This is a genomic window from Sphingobacterium sp. NGMCC 1.201703 (genome assembly GCF_047784615.1).
Lineage (GTDB): Bacteria > Bacteroidota > Bacteroidia > Sphingobacteriales > Sphingobacteriaceae > Sphingobacterium.
The window spans coordinates 196,964-214,513 of record NZ_JBLOHD010000012.1 but is presented as its reverse complement, the minus strand read 5'-3'; the positions used below and the strand labels follow the sequence as shown (position 1 = coordinate 214,513).

The window sequence follows — 17,550 nt, the reverse complement described above, 5'->3', positions numbered from 1 at the left end:
AAAAAGTGCCAAATGTCGGTGCTTTTTGTAAATTTGTACAAAACTACGAAATGCTACGATTAATACTGAATCTACTTGCTGTGATTTTTTTATTTGGTTCATGTGTCAGACCAGAAGAGAAGGATATTATCTCACAAAGCAAATTTGTAGATGCTTTGACAGAAATTCAATTGATAGATTCATATCTCAATATCTTGCCCATTGATAGTGCACGCAAAGTGATGGTGCCTTTGTACCAGGTAACTTTTGATAAATACGGACTGGACTCTGTGTCTTTTAAGAGGAACCTGGACTATTATGGTAAAGATGCGGAGGTCATGTCGGCTATTTACAAGAAAGTGGAGGATAACCTGAACAAAGAGAATAAATTTTATACGGATATCGAACGCAAAAAGCAGGATTCTATCCGTACAAGAGACTCTATTGTCAATGCACGGATCCAGGATAGTACAAGTCGCGTGATGCGACAACAGCAACAGTATCAGGAACGTATTGATGCTCTTATCCATTACAAACCAAGTAAGGAAAAGTTCAGTTTTAAAGAGGCTTCGTTATTGTTTAACAAAAATTTCCAGCAGAAAACAGGTGTTAGTTTGGATAGTTATTTAATGAATCAGCTATCTACTGGTGGTTCAATCTTACCAATTGGATCAGCGGCACCTACTTCGACAGGGAATCCTGTGTCCCAGCCAACAACACCTGGCACGGCAGCAAAGGACACTGCAAGGTTACCAAAACAAATGGAGCAGAAGCCCGCAGAACCGCTTCTTACTCCGCCACAGACCTTAAAGCCTGTGTCAAAACTTTAACCATCAAAGAATATAATTTTATGGTATATCCATTAAATGCGATAGATAAGCTCGGATTTTTCGAGATAAAAGATAAAATAAAACAAAAATGCCTGAGCGAATCAGGTCGAGAATTGGTCGAAAAAATTCAACCCCAAACTCGCTTTGATCAAATAGATCGTTTTTTAAGGCAGACGAGTGAATTCAAAGATCTTCTTGTCAACGATGCAGCATTTCCAGTCGAAAATTTTTTCCCCTTAAAGTCCATTATTGAAAAGGCGCGGGTGGAAGGTGCTTTTCTTCTTGAAGAAGAATTTTTCAGGGTCTTGTTGTCCCTGAAAACTGTTTATGCCATCATCCGCTATTTTAACGAAAGGGAAGGTCTCTATCCGAATCTCGAGGTATTATTCGAGCATTTACCGATAGAGAAAGGAATCATTCGTGATATTGAAATGGTCATCGACGAGCGCGGAAAACTCAAAAATAATGCTTCCCGCTTACTGCTTGAGATCAACCAGCAAATACAACGCGCGGAACAAGATGCCCTTAAACGCATAAACAGTATTTTCAAAAATGCACAGGACAACGGTTGGACAGCGGATGGCAATTTGACTGTGCGCGATGGGCGGCTATGTATTCCTATTTTGGCTGAAAACAAAAGGAAACTTAAAGGGCTAATTCACGATGAATCCGCTACAGGGCAAACTGCTTATATTGAGCCGGAAGAAGTATTTCAACTCAACAATAAAATTAGGGATCTTGAGTTTGAACGCAGGAGGGAGGTTATCCGGATACTCGTGGAACTTACGGATAAAGTACGTCCACATCTTCCGTTATTACTGTCTTATCATGGCTTATTGACTAAAGTCGATTTCGTTAGGGCTAAAGCCCTTTTTGCCTTGGACATCGAGGCGGAGATGCCTGAACTATCTAAAGAAGCTGAAATCAACTTGGTTAATGCTCGTCATCCGTTATTGCTGCTCAACGAACATCATAAAGGCACTGTAGTTCCATTAAACATACAGATCGATCAGTTGCAACGTGTTATCGTCGTATCTGGTCCAAATGCCGGTGGTAAGTCTGTCTGTATGAAGACAGTGGGTTTACTACAGATCATGGCGCAATCGGGTTTATTGATCCCCGCTGAACCAACAACGAAAATCGGAGTTTTTAAGCAAATTTTTGCTGATATTGGTGACGATCAATCTATCGAAAGTGATCTCAGTACCTATAGTGCGCACTTGTCTAAAATGAAGTATTTTACAGAATTTGCCAATGGACGCACGTTGGTGCTTATTGATGAATTCGGTACTGGAACGGACCCTTTATTTGGTGGGCCGATTGCCGAAGCCGTATTGGAAGCGTTGAATAAAAAGCAGATCCGGGGCGTGGTAACAACACACTACTCAAACTTAAAGGTGTTCGCGAGCAATACCTCAGGGCTGGAGAACGCTTCCATGTTATTCGACAACCGTGAGATGCGCCCGATGTATATCCTTCAGGTCGGCAAACCGGGCAGTTCTTATGCTTTTGAAATCGCTCAGAAAATAGGCTTAGGCAGAGAAATTCTTGAATCTGCCAAAGGCAAAATTGGTGTGCAACAGAAAAAGGTAGACACCCTGTTGATCGATCTTGAACGGGAAAAGAAGGAAGTATTTGACACGAAAGTTGCCATTAATAAAAGAGAAAAAGAACTTGAATCTCTTAAATCGGAATATTTAGAGCTACAAAGTTATCTGGAAGAGAATAAGCGGGTTATCCTGAAAAAAGCGAAAGAGGAAGCACAGGAAATTATCAAAAATTCCAATAAATTAATTGAGAATACGGTTGCGCAGATTAAGTCAGTGAAAGCTGACAAGGAGAAAACCCGTGAATTACGTAACAATTTGGATCGGGCTTTAAAAGCCGTTTTACCGAAAGAACAGGCGGCTAAGCAAGTCATAAAAGAAAAAACAACAGATTCCTCGGAACTAAGTATAGGCGACTGGGTGCAAATCATTGACAATGGCGCTGAAGCACAGATTGTTGAAATAGCAAAAAACAATTTGATTCTTGCCCTGGGGGAATTGCGTACAGTACAGAAACGAAAAAATGTCATTAAGCTCGAAGGGAGAGAAAATAAGAAATCCGCTAAAAGTTTATCGAAGTCGTTATCGGCTGGAACGGTAGCGGATTTTAATCCGGAGATTGACCTCCGTGGTATGCGAACTGAAGATGCACTGCATGAATTAGAAAAAGTACTGGATAGGGCCGTTATGGTAGGCTATCCATCCTTAAAAATTATTCATGGCAAAGGGGACGGTATTTTGCGAAAATTCATTCGGGACTATTTACGTAAATACAGCCATGTCAGCCGGTTTGAGGATGAACATCAAGACCGCGGTGGTGATGGAATAACCTACGCTTATTTATAGGAAAAGAGAGCTCCCATTATTTAAATGGGAGTTTTTTATATTATCGTCCAACAGCACTTAAAATGGAAAGCATTATTGATTTTTTGAGTAGTAAGCCTTTACTAAATGCCCTAACTTCGATTTTGTGTGGCAGTTTAATCGGCTTTGAGCGTGAATACAGAAATAAATCGGCTGGATTCCGTACAGTGGTACTGATCTGCTTTGGCTCTGCCATGTTCACGATTGTATCCTGTTTATTTATTGGCAATAGTACGGATCGGGTTGCTGCCAATATCGTTACAGGTATCGGTTTTATAGGAGCAGGAGTTATATTTAAAGGTAAATTATCAGTCAGTGGCCTAACTACTGCAGCTGTTATCTGGGCCACAGCCGGGATTGGAATGTTTGCCGGATTGGGCGAATTAGTTTATGCAATCTCCTTCGCCATTTTTATGGTGCTTATCCTTGCGCTTTTCCAACGGATAGAAGTATTATTATCGCGTTACTATCTAGTGCGTTCATTACATATCAAATTTAGTTCGAATGAATTTTATCATCTACATGAGTTTGAACAAATGGCGATGGATTTTAAAATTAAAGCTTCACGCCGTGTAATCGAGAAAATTAGTGGAAAACTGGAAGTAATGTATGATATTTCCGGAAAAATGACAGATTTAGACCGTTTTAATCAACAGCTCGCAAGTTCACTTGTAATTGATGAGTTTTATTATAATAAATAAAACCCATCAATTTTTTCAGGATAAAATCAAACTGTTAAGCTGTCTGGTCTTTGCCACCAAAGGTGATCATTACCATACCCACAATAATAACAAACATACCGACTACCTGCTGCCAACTAAGTGGGCTTTTGAAATACAACGCCATGGCCAGCTGGACAGTTAAAAAAGTCCCGCCTGAACACAATGCAATAACTATAGGCTGCGAGACATTTTTAAAAAGTTGGATAAGAAACCAGCTTGCGGAAAGCAAAATAATATTTCCAATAATCAACGCAGCCCATTTATACTTTGGATGAATTCCACCTAGTTTAAATAGGATAGAGGATACAATCTGGCAAGTCCAAAATGCTGCGAAATAAAGATAGTTTAACATAATTGCTACTATTCGTATCTACTGTAAGCACTGTTAAATGATTGACGCATTAAAGCAAACTGATCTAACACACTTTTAAGAAATTCCTCATCAAGTAATTCAAAGACACCATTTACGCCGCCTATGATATCAACTTCTGCAATTTTATAGGATTGCTCCAGATTTCCCTGTTCAAATTTGATAATGAATTTCTGGTTCATTCCAAAAATGGAAATCTTGCAATCAGGATGGGGGAGTTCCGCTATTAATCTCATGTAATCTCTTGTTTTAAAATTACCATAAAAGTATAAAAAAACGCCCAAATGAAATACATTTGAGCGTTCAGGATTATGATATGATTAGAAAAAGGCTGATTATACTACTCCCTGAGCTTTCATGGCGTTGGCTACTTTAATAAAGCCGCCAATATTGGCACCTTTTAAGTAATTAACAAAGTCGCTTTCTTTGCCATATTTCAAACAAGTCTCGTGAATGCTTCCCATAATTGTTTTTAGGCGACTATCTACTTCTTCAGTACCCCATTGTGTACGGATCGAATTTTGAGACATCTCCAAGCCACTGACGGCAACTCCGCCAGCATTTGCCGCTTTTCCGGGAGCGAAACTGATTTTAGCATCCAAGAAGACCTTAATGGCTTCGGCAGTAGAAGGCATATTAGCACCCTCTGCTACGCAAATACAGCCATTTGCCACTAGTGCTTTTGCGTCAGACTCATCCAGTTCATTTTGTGTCGCACATGGTAATGCGATATCACATTTAAATTGCCAAGGCTTTTGTCCAAGTAAAAATTGTGCATTTGGATAACGGGCAGGGTATTGATCCAAATTGCGACCTAAAGTTGCCCCAAAAGCCATTTTTTCAGTATCAAAACCATCTGGGTCATATAATGTACCTAGGCTATTGGACACGGTAATTACTTTTGCACCTAATTGCATTGCTTTTTCAACCGCGTAGAATGCAACATTTCCCGCACCTGACACTGTAGCTACTTTTCCTTGTAGCGATTGTCCCTTATGCTTAAATATGCAGTCTACGAAATATAAGAGACCATATCCAGTAGCTTCCGGGCGGATATAAGAACCGCCCCACAATTCACCTTTACCGGTCAAAACTCCAGTAAAATTGTTCTGAAGACGCTTAAACTGTCCGAATAGAAAGCCAATCTCACGACCGCCAACCCCAATATCCCCAGCAGGAACGTCTGTATCCGCGCCAATATGGCGGTATAATTCAGTCATAAAGCTTTGGCAAAAACGCATAATTTCATTATCTGATTTGCCTTTAGGATCAAAATCAGAACCTCCTTTACCGCCACCGATTGGTAAGCCTGTTAAACTGTTTTTGAAAACCTGCTCGAAAGCCAGGAATTTCAAGATGCTCTGATTCACAGAAGGAGCGAAGCGAAGTCCGCCTTTATATGGACCAATGGAGCTATTCATCTGTACACGATACCCACGGTTTACCTGCACTTCATGATTGTCATCCAACCAGGTTACACGAAAAGAGATAATACGTTCAGGTTCAGTAAGGCGCTCTAGAATCTTTTGATCGAAGAATTCAGGATGATTGTTTGTGATATAAGGAAATAGATCCTCTGTAACTTCTTTTACAGCTTGTAAGAATTCTGGTTCATTCGGATTGCGTTTCTCAACGCTCGCAATGAACTCGTTAAAATTTTTTGACATGTTTTAATTAGTAAAATTTCCCTTTGGCTGGCACTAATTTATGTGTTTTTTAATAAAAAACCAATTTTCATTCATTATTTACAAAAATTTAGTTGGTATAATGAAATTTCAAATTCTTTATAATATGCTTGTTTGTGTTTGACTGTAGCGATTTTTAGTGAAAATTAGATCATTTGAGTATTTTATTCGATAATACGGTTAAAAAAAAGAATCATTTTCGTTTTTACAACGAAATACATAAAATATAGCATTTTATGTAATTCTGGTCGTAATAAATTTTAATTTTTATAAAAGCTTATGAATTAACCATAAGTTATTCAATTGGATTGGTTTGGACATATATAGACGCGATTGGAAAGAAGAATAAAAATGGCTATGGTAATATTTCAATACAATTGTATTAAGTATGTTGTGAAACAGGGAGGTTTAAAAGAATTATTATTTAACATAATATAAATTATAATAACAATAGACATTTATGATAGCTCAAAGTTTTGGAGTGCTTTTTCAATCCTGGTAATTACTATTTGAACTTATATTGTTTGATGATTCTATAGTATCTGCGGGATCTAAAAGATTTATAGACTTACATACTTTATATAAAAAAAGGAATCCGAGCTTTTCACCCAGATTCCTTAATAAATATTTAGGTTGAATATTTACAGATTAAAAATATAATTAATCAACAGCCTGTATCATCAAAGCGCCAACAGTTAGATTAGTCCTTGGATCGATGATGATTGCTTGTGAATTTGCAGAATTTTCGGCTTGCAGATCAAACACAAGATTTTCTGCTGATTTAATAGCTATCCGGCCAATATCATTAAGCTTGATAGTTTCATCAAAAACTTTTTCCTGTGTATTGATATCAAATTTATAAAGCACATCAACTATCTTTATTTTTGTGAGTTTACTATGGCTCTGAACCAAGTAAATCTGTTCCGTATCCAAAGGTTTGTTATCAAACCAGCATACATTTGCCTGAATATTACGTTCAAATTTTGGTTGCTTTTCAACGTTTGCAATTGTATCGCCGCGACTGATATCCACATCATCCGTTAAATGAAGAATAACTGACTGTCCATTTTCTGCACGCTCAAGTTGTAGGCCATTAAATTCTATTGCTTTTACAGTGCTATATGTTTCCGAAGGATAAATAATCACCTGATCGCCAACAGCAAGCCCCTCTCCCAACACTCTGCCAGCATATCCCCTATAATCATGCAGATCATCCGTTTGTGGTCTTACAACCCATTGCACCGGGAATCTCCAATTCGCGGCCTGATTTTCATGGATTTCAACGTTTTCCAAATAATCCAAGAGTGATTCTCCTGAATACCAGAGCATACGATCAGATTTATGAACGATATTATCCCCCTTCAATGCGGATACTGGGATAAAGTCAACATCCTGAAGTCCTAGATTGGCAGCCAATTGTAGATAATCATGTTTGATTTGTTCAAAAACAGTGGCGCTATAGTCAACCATATCCATTTTATTAACACAAACCAGTATTTGTTTCATTGCTAATAATTTAGCAATGAAGGAATGTCTTTTTGTTTGCTCAATGACTCCCTTCCGTGCGTCAACTAAGATGATAATCAATTCGGAATTTGAAGCACCGGTAACCATATTTCGCGTATATTGGATATGTCCAGGAGCATCTGCGATGATGTATTTTCGATTATCTGTCTGAAAATATTTATAGGCAACATCGATCGTTATTCCTTGCTCACGTTCTGCTTTTAGTCCATCCGTTAAGATCGCTAAATCTACGGTTCCATCGTCATTTTTCCTATTCGCGCGTTGTATCGCTTCCAATTGATCGTCCAAAATAGAATTGGTATCATATAGCAGTCGACCTATCAAGGTACTTTTACCATCGTCTACCGAACCAGCTGTTATAAATTTCAATATATTCATTGTTGTCAATATCAAGTATTAAATTGGGGTTGAAGAATTAAAAATAACCCTGTTTTTTACGCTCTTCCATTGCTGCTTCAGATACTTTATCATCCATACGTGCTCCACGTTCACTAACTGTCGAAGCCTTGATTTCCGCGATGATATCATCGAGTGCTGTGGCGGTGGAATCTACTGCCGCGGTACAGGTCATATCGCCCACAGTTCTGAAACGAACAGATTTAGTCTCAACAACATCCTCATCATCAATATTCAAAAAGGGTGCAGCCGCCATTAATTGCCCATTCCGGGTAATTACTTCCCGTTCATGACTAAAATAAATGGATGGTAAGGCTATTTGCTCGCGCTTGATGTAATTCCAGACATCGAGCTCCGTCCAGTTTGAAATTGGGAAGACGCGCACATTTTCGCCTTTGTTGATCTTGCCATTAAAAATGCTCCATAGTTCTGGTCTTTGTCTTTTCGGATCCCATTGCCCAAATTCATCACGAACTGAGAAAATACGTTCTTTTGCGCGTGCTTTTTCCTCATCCCGACGAGCGCCACCGATACAGGCATCAAAACCGTATTTGGAGATTGTATCCAATAAGGTTACCGTCTGAAGCGCGTTACGGCTTGCATTTTTGCCTTTTTGCTCAACTACCTTGCCCTGATCTATGCTTTCTTGTACATAACCGACAATTAGCTTTTCTCCGATCTCTTCAATAAGTGAATCCCGGAAAGCAATTGTTTCGGGAAAATTATGCCCTGTATCGATATGAACCAATGGAAAAGGAAATTTACCTGGCCTAAATGCTTTTTTTGCCAAATGAACCAAAGTAATGGAATCTTTTCCGCCTGAGAATAATAACGCTGGCTTTTCAAATTGTCCGGCGACCTCTCTTAATATATATATTGCTTCCGCTTCTAAATGATCTAAATAGTCCATTTTTTTGAAATAATAAAATTTAATTTAATGAATTTGGATGTACAATTTTCAGGATTAAGATTTAACCGCATGTAAACCACATTCTTTTTTACTTTGATCTTCCCACCACCATCTTCCTGCCCGGAAATCCTCACCTTCCTGAATGGCCCTTGTACAGGGTTGGCAACCTATGCTCGGAAAGCCTTTGTCGTGTAAGACATTATAGGGGATATATTGTTCCTGACAATACTTTTTCACCTGTTCAAAAGTCCAGTCAAATAAAGGATGGATTTTAATGATATCGTTAACCTCATCATATTCTATAAAATCCATATCATGCCGATTGGCTGATTGTTCGGACCGTATACCCGTAATCCAAATTTTCTTTCCTTTAATCGCGCGTTGTAGTGGCTCAATCTTCCTGATCCGACAACATTCCTTACGGTTTTCAACAGATTCATAAAAAGAATTTGGTCCCTTTTTACTGATAAAATCTTCCAGTAATGTGGTATCCGGTGTATATGTTTTGATATTTAATTGATATCGTTCAAGTGTACGGCTCCATAAGGAGTATGTTTCTTTGAACAGTCGGCCGGTATCCAGCGTGAAAATATCGATTCCGATATTATTTTTGCCGATCCATTCGGTAATAATCTGATCTTCTATCCCAAAAGAAGTTGAAAAAACAACTTCTGAAGGATACAGTGACGCAATTACCTGTAGCATTTCTGCCCCTTTTTTATCCCCAATAATTTCTTTAATTTCCTTAACGTTCATGACGTAATATATTTTTGGTATGTTCGTTCAGCTTCTTGACCTTAAATTCAAAGTCTCCTCTCAGCTGTTCACGATATTCGCTCATCAGCGAAAGCGTTTCGTCGATTTCCTCCGGTAATAGATCGTTGAGCAGTTCCTTCACCCGTTTTGCAATTGTTGGAGACTTGCCGTTGGTGGAAATCGCTACTTTCAAATTACCTTTAGTAACAATAGATCCCAGATAAAAATCACATAGATCCGGTTTGTCCGCCGCGTTAAAAAGAATATTATGAAGGGATGTTAGCTTACGCAGCTCATCATTCAGCTCCATATTATTTGTCGCAGCAATAACAAGTTGTTTATTTTCAATGTCACTCGCCTCAAATGGTCGGATATAAAGTTGCACATGGGGATAAATCTCGAGCAATTGCTTAAACTCCGGAACTATCTCTTTCGCGACAATTGTCAGTTGCAATGTCTCGTCATTGGCGATCAGTGCCTGGAATTTTTCCAGCGCAACTTTTCCTCCTCCAATTAATAAAGTATGGATCTGGTCAAGCTTGACGAATATGGGAAATAGCTGATTCATCTTTATAATGCAAGCGCTTTTTCTTTAATCTGTTGAAACGACCTGTGTTTGGCGACCACTTCACCGATAATAATAATAGCTGGCACTCCGATTCTCTTTTCAGTAGACTCGTCGAGGATATTATCAATTGTACCTAACACAACCTTTTCATTTGGCAACGAGCCATTCTGAATCAGGGCAATTGGCAGATTATGAAGATTTTTATCTTTATAAATGTTCACAATCTCCGCTAATTTTCCATAACCCATCAAAACGACTACAGTCGCATTGGATTCTGCAGCTAGATGTAAGTCGTTGGATAAACTACCATCAGATTTTGAACCTGTTATTACCCAAAAACTATCGCTGATCCCTCTGTAAGTTAATGGGATTTGTTGTAATCCTGTCAGGCCAATCGCTGACGAAATACCCGGTACGACCGCTGTTTCAATACCGTATTGCGCCACATAATCAATCTCCTCACCACCTCGTCCGAAAACAAAGGGATCCCCGCCTTTCAGACGCACGACATGCCCATAATTTAATGCGTAATCAACCAATAGACGATTGATCTCATCTTGTGATGTTGAAAGCTGTTCGGCACGTTTTCCAACATAAATCTTTATACAATCTGCTTTTGCATAATCCAATAGTTCATCATTGACCAGAGCGTCATATAAAATAACATCCGCTTTCTGTATCGCTTTGATGCCTTTTAGGCTAATCAATTCCGGATCTCCCGGCCCTGCGCCTACTAAAGTTACTTTTGCTTCTATCGACATTCCATTCCCTCCTATGCCAATACAGGCGTTAAATTTTTACGTTGGTAAACCTCATTGATAAACTTGGTGGCTTCTTGAAGATAGCCCGTTGCAAAGTCTTCAGTTGGTTCATTTTTACTGATTTGTAAAACAAGTTCTGGGAATGTTTGGCCAAAATTATATTCGCCAGATTCCACAAAATGTGTTTGGAACTCGTTGATGACTGTATTTTGCGTGCTCGCGCTGATACCTTTATCTAATAGTAAAGCTTTCGCTGCCTGAACAAAGGCATTGTATGCATGATAAATAGCGTCAGCGAATTTCGCTTCCTGAAAGGTCTCGTTTGCCCATTGCAATTTTTCTTCTGCTTCATAGATCAATGTTGCCACCAAATCGATCACCACTCCGGCACATTCGCCCACACCTATTGCTGTTTGGAAAGTTCCTTCATGGCCCCAATCCACAAATTCATCTTCAGCAAGCGTCGTCAGATCCGACAGCGGTTTTAATAAATTGTAAAAGTAATTTTTACCCTGTCTGTCGTAATAGGCATGGAAGTTCTCAGCGTCTTCAGCATTCTTCTTGTAATCGTTAAGCACTAAATCAACGACATGCAATACCCGTTTGGTTGGTACTTTGATAATCCGTTCCGCTACTCTACCCTCGCCGTCACCGATTGTACCACCGCCAAGCATAACCTGTGCAGCAGGTACGACCTTGCCATCCGCTTTAACCGAGCTGCCGTGGAAGCCAATATGTGCCAGTCCGTGTTGACCACAGGAATTCATACAGCCGGAGATCTTAATTTTCAAATCCCTGTTGAACACAAAATCCTGATGAAATTCAGCGATATAGGATTCAATGACCCGAGCCATTTCAGTACTATTGGAGATACCAAGGTTACAGGTGTCTGTCCCTGGGCATGTTGTTACATCAGCTGTGCTATCAAAACCGACTTGGGCTAGATCCAGTGATTTAAGCAATTGATAAATATGCGGTAATGATTTCTCCGTGGCATATTTTAAAAGCAGGCTTTGGTTTTGCGTTATCCGAATATCATCCGCAACAAGATTTTTTAATCCAGCGACCAATGCCCGCGCTTTATCAGTACCTATATCACCTGTAGAAACCCGTACATAGACACCAAAATAACCTAACTGCTTTTGACCAAATGTATTTGTGTTCTTCCATATTTGATAGTTTAGATCTGTATCTAGATCCAAGGCCGCTACCTGGCTGTCATCTGGAGGTAAGGGCTGTTCAATTTTTGTCCGATCAATAGGGAAAGTCTTCACTTTTGTGGCAATTTTTTCCGCTTCGATTAAATTTAGCACCTCTTGTAGGCCCAGCTTTTGAATAAGATATTTAAAACGTGCTTTATTACGGTTGTTGCGTTCGCCATATCGGTCAAACACTCTTAGCGTCGCCTCTATATATGGGATAAGTTCATCTTCCGGAAGAAATTCATTTGTTAAAGACGCCAAAAATGGTTGCGACCCTAGGCCACCACCGAGCAACACTTTAAAACCGCGCACTTCTACCCCATCAATATATTTCAATTTTGGAATAAAGCCCAAGTCATGGATATATGAAAAAGCGGTATCCTCTGCGCTTGCCGAAAACGACATCTTGAATTTTCTACCCATCTCCGCACAGACTGGATTACGTAGAAAGTATTCAAATGTAGCCTGGGCGTAAGGTGATACATCGAAGGGTTCTTTCGGATCAATACCCGAGGTTGGTGAAGCCGTTACGTTGCGAACAGTATTGCCACAGGCTTCCCTTAAGGTAATATCGTCCTCGGCTAATTTTGACCAAAGTTCTGGTGTGCGATCCAGACTGACATAATGAATCTGAATATCCTGACGTGTAGTCAAGTGCAGGTTGCGGCTGGCATACTCATCTGATATTGCCGCGATTTTGATCAATTGCTTAAAAGTAACTTTTCCAAATGGAAGTTTGATACGAACCATCTGAACCCCTGGTTGTCTTTGTCCATATACACCTCTGGCGAGACGCAGTGATCTAAATTTCTCATCAGCGATCTTACCTTCGTGAAATAATCGAATCTTTTTTTCAAGTTCAATAATCTCCTTTTCCACGACTGGATTTTCTAGTTCTGTACGGAAGCTTTGCATAAAACAAATAAAATCTATTGATTTAGTATTCTTTTCTCGATGTCAAATGTAAAAATATTTTTTTAATATTCTATAATATCTACCAAATTAATATATATTTGCCGTATAAAATTTAATATACTAAACCTGTAGACTAATGGGTGTAACGATAAATAGATATTTGATACTTCTGATTTTTAGCTTTATAACTGTATTTAAAGTTACTTCCTGCGCTCCAAAAGTAAAGAATGGATATAGTAAAGAGCGTGGATTTGAGGGAAATATTTCGTTATCCGGAGCCTTTGCGCTCTACCCGCTAGCGGTAATCTGGAGTGAAGATTTTAAAAAGATTCATCCATATGTGCGTTTTAATATATCTGCAGGAGGTGCAGGAAAAGGGATTGCCGATGTGCTAACAGGTATGGTAGACATTGGTCTTGTGTCAAGGGATCTGCATGCCCAAGAGATAAAAAAAGGCGCTGTTCCAATTGTCGTTGCCAAAGATGCCGTGATATGCACATTAAACCCCGGTAATCCGAATTATAAAGCGCTGTTGAGAAGGGGCTTAACACAAGAGGAACTTGCAGGTATTTTTGTCAGTCGAAAATTTAAGACTTGGAATCAGATTGATGCTCAATTTACCCCGGATCCAATTAATGTGTATGTGCGTTCGGATGCCGCGGGTGCAGCAGAAACCTGGGCTAAGTTTTTCGGTCATAAACAAGAAGACCTTCAAGGAGTTGGCATCTTCGGAGATCCGGGCATCGCCCAGGCAATTAAAGATGATGTATTTGGTATAGGTTTCAATAATATTAACTATGTCTATAATTTAAAGACAAACAAAGTATTTGATCGTATTGATGTGTTGCCATTGGATTTGAACAAAAATGGACAGATTGAAGCAGATGAGCAATTCTATGGGTCTTTATCAGACCTGACTGAAGCAGTTGCGACAGGCAGATACCCTGCTCCACCGGCCCGTGAGCTGACATTTGTTACACGGAATAAAACAGAGTCACTGCTCTTGAAGGAGTTTATCTCATTTGTGCTGCAAAAACAAGCGCAATCACAGCTGTTAAAAAATGGTTATGTGCCTTTAACTGAAACACTGATCAATAAAGAACTAAAAAAGTTATAACATGCTCAATATACGTCTAGTCAAGGATACTTTAGTAAAACGCTCCACATTCATATTGCTGCTGATATCGCTGTCAGTTGTGCTGATTATTGCGGTTGGTTTAACCGTAAAATCCATCCCATTGTTTGAATATAGCAATGTATTTCAGTTATTGACAGATAAGGTGTGGGCGCCGATGAAGGGTTCATTTGGATTTCTGCCTTTTATCGCGGGTACGCTCGCAGTCACATTGATATCGCTGGCTATTGCAATACCACTATGTATTTTGACAGCAGTCTATTTGACTGAATATGCTTCTGACGCATTGAAAAATATGATGCTGCCTCTTGTCAATGTTTTGGCAGCCATACCGCCGGTATTATATGGTGTTTGGGGCGTGTTATTTATAGTTCCCTTGATCCAGCTTTATATTGCTCCGGTTTTTGGTGTGGTGACATCAGGCTATTCGGTCTTAGCTGGGGGGATTGTATTGGCGGTCATGATTTTTCCTATCATGATTTCGATTATGGTTGAAGTGCTCCAAACAATTCCATATGAATTGAAAGCAGCTTCTTTGTCCTTGGGAGCAACGAAATGGGATACCATAAAACATGTTATTCTCAAAAAAGCCAAGCCCGGTATCATTGCCGCTATCGTCTTGTCTACCTCTCGGGCTTTCGGAGAGACGATAGCCGTATTAATGGTTTGTGGAAACGTGCCCAAGGTGCCTACATCTATATTTGACGCAGGGTATCCCATTCCGGCCTTAATCGCTAACAATTTTGGTGAGATGATGTCCATTCCACTTTATGAGTCTGCATTGATGTTTTCAGCACTATTGCTATTTGTCATCATATTTGTTTTCAATTTAATATCACGTCTGATATTGAGGCGTCTTGAAGGAGGTTTAGATGGATAATACCAAGAGAAGGTTATTGAGCGAAAAGATCGCAAAAGGCTTTATGCATTTATCGGGAATTACAGTAACTGCTTCGCTATTTTTCATTGTAGGCACGATACTTTATAAAGGTCTTCCCTATCTCAATTGGGAGATGGTTAGCCAGTTGCCCAAAGGTGGATTTTACATCGGCAAAGAAGGTGGAATTCTAAATGCCATATTAGGATCATTATACCTAGCGGGTGTAGCGACCGCTCTATCCGCTTTGATTGGCATTCCGATTTCGCTTTATCTCAATATTTATTTGGGGACAAAATCCCGAATAACGCAGTTCTCAAAACTTTTGTTTGATGTGCTTTATGGTGTTCCATCTATTGTTTATGGGGCTGTGGGTTTTGGGATTATGGTTTATTTTGGCATTAGGGCTTCCCTATTGGGTGGCATCATCACGGTGACTTTACTAACGATTCCTATTGTCGTGCGCACAGTAGACGAGCTGATCAAAACGATTCCTGAAGACCTGAAAAATGTAACCCTTTCCTTGGGTACAACACGTTGGGAACTTGCAAAGGTCATGCTGCGGAGTATTCGTGCCGGACTATTGACAGCCATTCTATTGGCTTTCGGGAGAGCTATTGGTGATGTTGCTGGTGTATTATTGACAACTGGATTCAGCGACAATTTGCCCAAATATATTGACGAGCCCGCAGCAACACTTCCTTTGGCTATATTTTTTCAGTTAAGTAGCCCAATTCCTGAGGTGCAGGGACGGGCTTATGCCTCGGCTCTGGTTTTAACAATCATTATTTTAATTATCGTAGTATGCACGCATATCCTTCAATCGAAACAAAAGAATCGTCGTTAAACAGTCCTTTGACTGATCCTCACATTCAGATCAAGGATCTCAATGTATATATAGATGGAAGACATATCTTAAAGAATATTAATCTTGCCCTGCCCAATAATAGCGTAACCTCCATTATTGGACCTTCAGGTTGCGGTAAAACTACACTTTTGAAAACACTTAATCGGCTGGTTGACGATACAAAAGGTGTTGAAATCACCGGGTCTGTACTTGTTAATGGTGAGGATATTTATGGTAAGGATGCCGAGGTAACACATATTCGTAAGAAAATGGGGCTATTGTCCCAAAAACCTTACCCGTTACCAATGTCTATCTACGATAATGTTGCTTATGGCCCGCGTATACATGGCACCAAAAGTAAAAAAGAACTGGATAAGATTGTGGAGACACAACTGCGAAATGTGGCGCTATGGGATGAGGTAAAGGACCGTTTGGGACAGTCTGCAAGTGGTCTTTCGATTGGACAGCAACAACGGCTCTGTTTGGCAAGGGGGCTTGCTGTAGAACCAGAGATTATACTCGGTGATGAATCAACTTCTGCATTGGATCCATTATCTACAGCGAAAATTGAAGAATTATTGATCGAATTAAAACAGGATTATACCATTGTTCTGGTGACGCATATCTTGCGGCAGGCCCGAAGAGTATCCGACTATATCCTTTTTGTTTACGGTGGTGAAATCCTTGAATTTGGCCCTACCGAACAAGTATTGTTAAATCCACAGCATGAGATCACGAAACAATATGTAAAAGGTTTTATCTCGTGATAGAATGCTCCATTATTAGAAAAAGAGTTAAAGGTTGTATGCTACATACAATCTTTAACTCTTTTTCTTTTACAAGCCCTTGCAAATTCGTTATCTTAGATGAAAGATATCGTCGACGCCCAATATCTTTTTAGATGTAAACCCTTCGGCATACTTTGCTTGGATATAACGACCAAATTCCCGCGCTCTAGCAGCTGTAGATTCCATAAAATCCGGATTGGAGATATACGTTTGCGGTTCGTCAGGATTGATATTCTCACCTGTGTAAAATTGTGTTTTATAGGCCAGGATTGACTTTTCCTTTATAGCATAGTAATCTGTAATATCAATGACCACGTCGGGTTTAATATAATAATCCTGCACAAACTGCAATACGAGCCGCGGGCGAAAAGCTTCCTGAGTCTGATTATTATCGTCTCTGGTTTCTACTTTTCTTAAGCCAGAAAGAAAGCAGGCTTCATTGACAAGTTGCCCTGCCCTACCATGATCGGGATGACGGTCTGTAATCGCATTCGTGATAACGATTTCAGGCTGGTATTTTCTTATTGCACTTATAATGGCCATTTTTTCGGCCATGGCATTTTCAAAAAAGCCATCTCTCAGACCAAGGTTCTCGCGAGCCGCCAATCCGAGTATAGCTGCTGCATCTTTTGCCTCTTGGGCTCTGGTTTCCGCTGTACCACGTGTGCCCAGCTCACCCTGTGTCAAGTCTACAATTCCTACTTTTTTTCCTTCGGCAACATATTTTGCCATTACTCCGCCTGCCCCTAATTCTGCGTCATCGGGATGTACGGCAATGACAAGTAAATCTAGTTTTAGCATATTTATCTCTTCTATTCTGTTTAAGTTCTCAAAGCTCAACAAAATCGGGTAAAATACCGTTTTTGTATAT

At 39.7% G+C, this 17,550-nt stretch carries 17 protein-coding genes; 7 read left to right on the top strand and 10 right to left on the bottom strand.

What is annotated here, in order from left to right:
• Nucleotides 1–50 precede the first annotated feature (50 nt).
• From ACK8HY_RS22420 to ACK8HY_RS22410, 3 genes are all read left to right on the top strand, one after another.
• Nucleotides 51–809, top strand: a complete 759-nt coding sequence (locus ACK8HY_RS22420) for a DUF4296 domain-containing protein (RefSeq protein WP_077433291.1) — start codon at nucleotides 51–53, stop codon at nucleotides 807–809.
• A 20-nt stretch (nucleotides 810–829) separates the two neighbouring features.
• Nucleotides 830–3,202: an endonuclease MutS2 gene (locus ACK8HY_RS22415; protein ID WP_077433293.1), complete on the top strand. Its 2,373-nt coding sequence runs from the start codon at nucleotides 830–832 to the stop codon at nucleotides 3,200–3,202.
• Between the two features lie 62 nt (nucleotides 3,203–3,264).
• Nucleotides 3,265–3,921 (top strand): MgtC/SapB family protein, encoded by a 657-nt coding sequence (locus ACK8HY_RS22410; protein WP_077433295.1) that lies wholly within the window; start codon nucleotides 3,265–3,267, stop codon nucleotides 3,919–3,921.
• 34 nt (nucleotides 3,922–3,955) lie between these two features.
• Here the strand turns inward: ACK8HY_RS22410 and ACK8HY_RS22405 are convergent, their stop codons facing one another.
• From ACK8HY_RS22405 to ACK8HY_RS22365, 9 genes are all read right to left on the bottom strand, one after another.
• The gene (locus tag ACK8HY_RS22405) at nucleotides 3,956–4,294 is read right to left on the bottom strand and encodes a hypothetical protein (RefSeq protein ID WP_077433297.1); all 339 of its coding nucleotides are present in this window, start codon (nucleotides 4,292–4,294) and stop codon (nucleotides 3,956–3,958) included.
• A gap of 8 nt (nucleotides 4,295–4,302) precedes the next feature.
• A complete protein-coding gene (locus ACK8HY_RS22400; protein ID WP_077433299.1) occupies nucleotides 4,303–4,548 on the bottom strand; it encodes a hypothetical protein in 246 nt (81 codons plus the stop codon).
• 99 nt (nucleotides 4,549–4,647) lie between these two features.
• Entirely contained in the window at nucleotides 4,648–5,979 is a 1,332-nt protein-coding gene (gene gdhA, locus ACK8HY_RS22395; RefSeq protein WP_077433301.1) for an NADP-specific glutamate dehydrogenase, read from the bottom strand.
• A gap of 678 nt (nucleotides 5,980–6,657) precedes the next feature.
• Nucleotides 6,658–7,902 (bottom strand): sulfate adenylyltransferase subunit 1, encoded by a 1,245-nt coding sequence (locus ACK8HY_RS22390; protein ID WP_077433303.1) that lies wholly within the window; start codon nucleotides 7,900–7,902, stop codon nucleotides 6,658–6,660.
• 37 nt (nucleotides 7,903–7,939) lie between these two features.
• On the bottom strand, nucleotides 7,940–8,830 hold the full coding sequence (gene cysD / locus ACK8HY_RS22385; protein WP_416134886.1) for a sulfate adenylyltransferase subunit CysD: 891 nt from the start codon (nucleotides 8,828–8,830) through the stop codon (nucleotides 7,940–7,942).
• 54 nt (nucleotides 8,831–8,884) lie between these two features.
• A complete protein-coding gene (locus ACK8HY_RS22380) occupies nucleotides 8,885–9,586 on the bottom strand; it encodes a phosphoadenylyl-sulfate reductase (RefSeq protein WP_343559501.1) in 702 nt (233 codons plus the stop codon).
• A complete protein-coding gene (locus ACK8HY_RS22375; RefSeq protein WP_416134885.1) occupies nucleotides 9,576–10,154 on the bottom strand; it encodes a precorrin-2 dehydrogenase/sirohydrochlorin ferrochelatase family protein in 579 nt (192 codons plus the stop codon). The genes ACK8HY_RS22380 and ACK8HY_RS22375 overlap by 11 nt, the downstream gene beginning before the upstream one ends.
• Before the next feature lie 2 nt (nucleotides 10,155–10,156).
• Nucleotides 10,157–10,915, bottom strand: coding sequence for a uroporphyrinogen-III C-methyltransferase (cobA, locus tag ACK8HY_RS22370; protein ID WP_416134884.1), 759 nt, complete (start codon nucleotides 10,913–10,915; stop codon nucleotides 10,157–10,159).
• 11 nt (nucleotides 10,916–10,926) lie between these two features.
• Nucleotides 10,927–13,032: a HEPN domain-containing protein gene (locus ACK8HY_RS22365; protein WP_416134883.1), complete on the bottom strand. Its 2,106-nt coding sequence runs from the start codon at nucleotides 13,030–13,032 to the stop codon at nucleotides 10,927–10,929.
• A 136-nt stretch (nucleotides 13,033–13,168) separates the two neighbouring features.
• On the opposite strand from ACK8HY_RS22365, the gene ACK8HY_RS22360 reads away from it, so the two are divergent.
• Genes ACK8HY_RS22360 through ACK8HY_RS22345 form a run of 4 tightly spaced genes read left to right on the top strand, consistent with a single transcriptional unit; the run spans nucleotide 13,169 to nucleotide 16,658 of the window.
• On the top strand, nucleotides 13,169–14,149 hold the full coding sequence (locus tag ACK8HY_RS22360) for a PstS family phosphate ABC transporter substrate-binding protein (RefSeq protein WP_416134882.1): 981 nt from the start codon (nucleotides 13,169–13,171) through the stop codon (nucleotides 14,147–14,149).
• A gap of 1 nt (nucleotide 14,150) precedes the next feature.
• Nucleotides 14,151–15,047: a phosphate ABC transporter permease subunit PstC gene (gene pstC, locus ACK8HY_RS22355; RefSeq protein ID WP_077433315.1), complete on the top strand. Its 897-nt coding sequence runs from the start codon at nucleotides 14,151–14,153 to the stop codon at nucleotides 15,045–15,047.
• Complete coding sequence (locus ACK8HY_RS22350; RefSeq protein ID WP_077433317.1) at nucleotides 15,040–15,891, top strand: PstA family ABC transporter permease; 852 nt, start codon at nucleotides 15,040–15,042, stop codon at nucleotides 15,889–15,891. The genes pstC and ACK8HY_RS22350 overlap by 8 nt, the downstream gene beginning before the upstream one ends.
• Nucleotides 15,849–16,658 (top strand): phosphate ABC transporter ATP-binding protein, encoded by an 810-nt coding sequence (locus ACK8HY_RS22345; RefSeq protein WP_343559515.1) that lies wholly within the window; start codon nucleotides 15,849–15,851, stop codon nucleotides 16,656–16,658. The genes ACK8HY_RS22350 and ACK8HY_RS22345 overlap by 43 nt, the downstream gene beginning before the upstream one ends.
• A gap of 90 nt (nucleotides 16,659–16,748) precedes the next feature.
• Here ACK8HY_RS22345 and bshB1 read toward each other — a convergent pair whose 3' ends face one another.
• The gene (bshB1, locus tag ACK8HY_RS22340) at nucleotides 16,749–17,480 is read right to left on the bottom strand and encodes a bacillithiol biosynthesis deacetylase BshB1 (protein ID WP_343559518.1); all 732 of its coding nucleotides are present in this window, start codon (nucleotides 17,478–17,480) and stop codon (nucleotides 16,749–16,751) included.
• Nucleotides 17,481–17,550 lie beyond the last annotated feature (70 nt).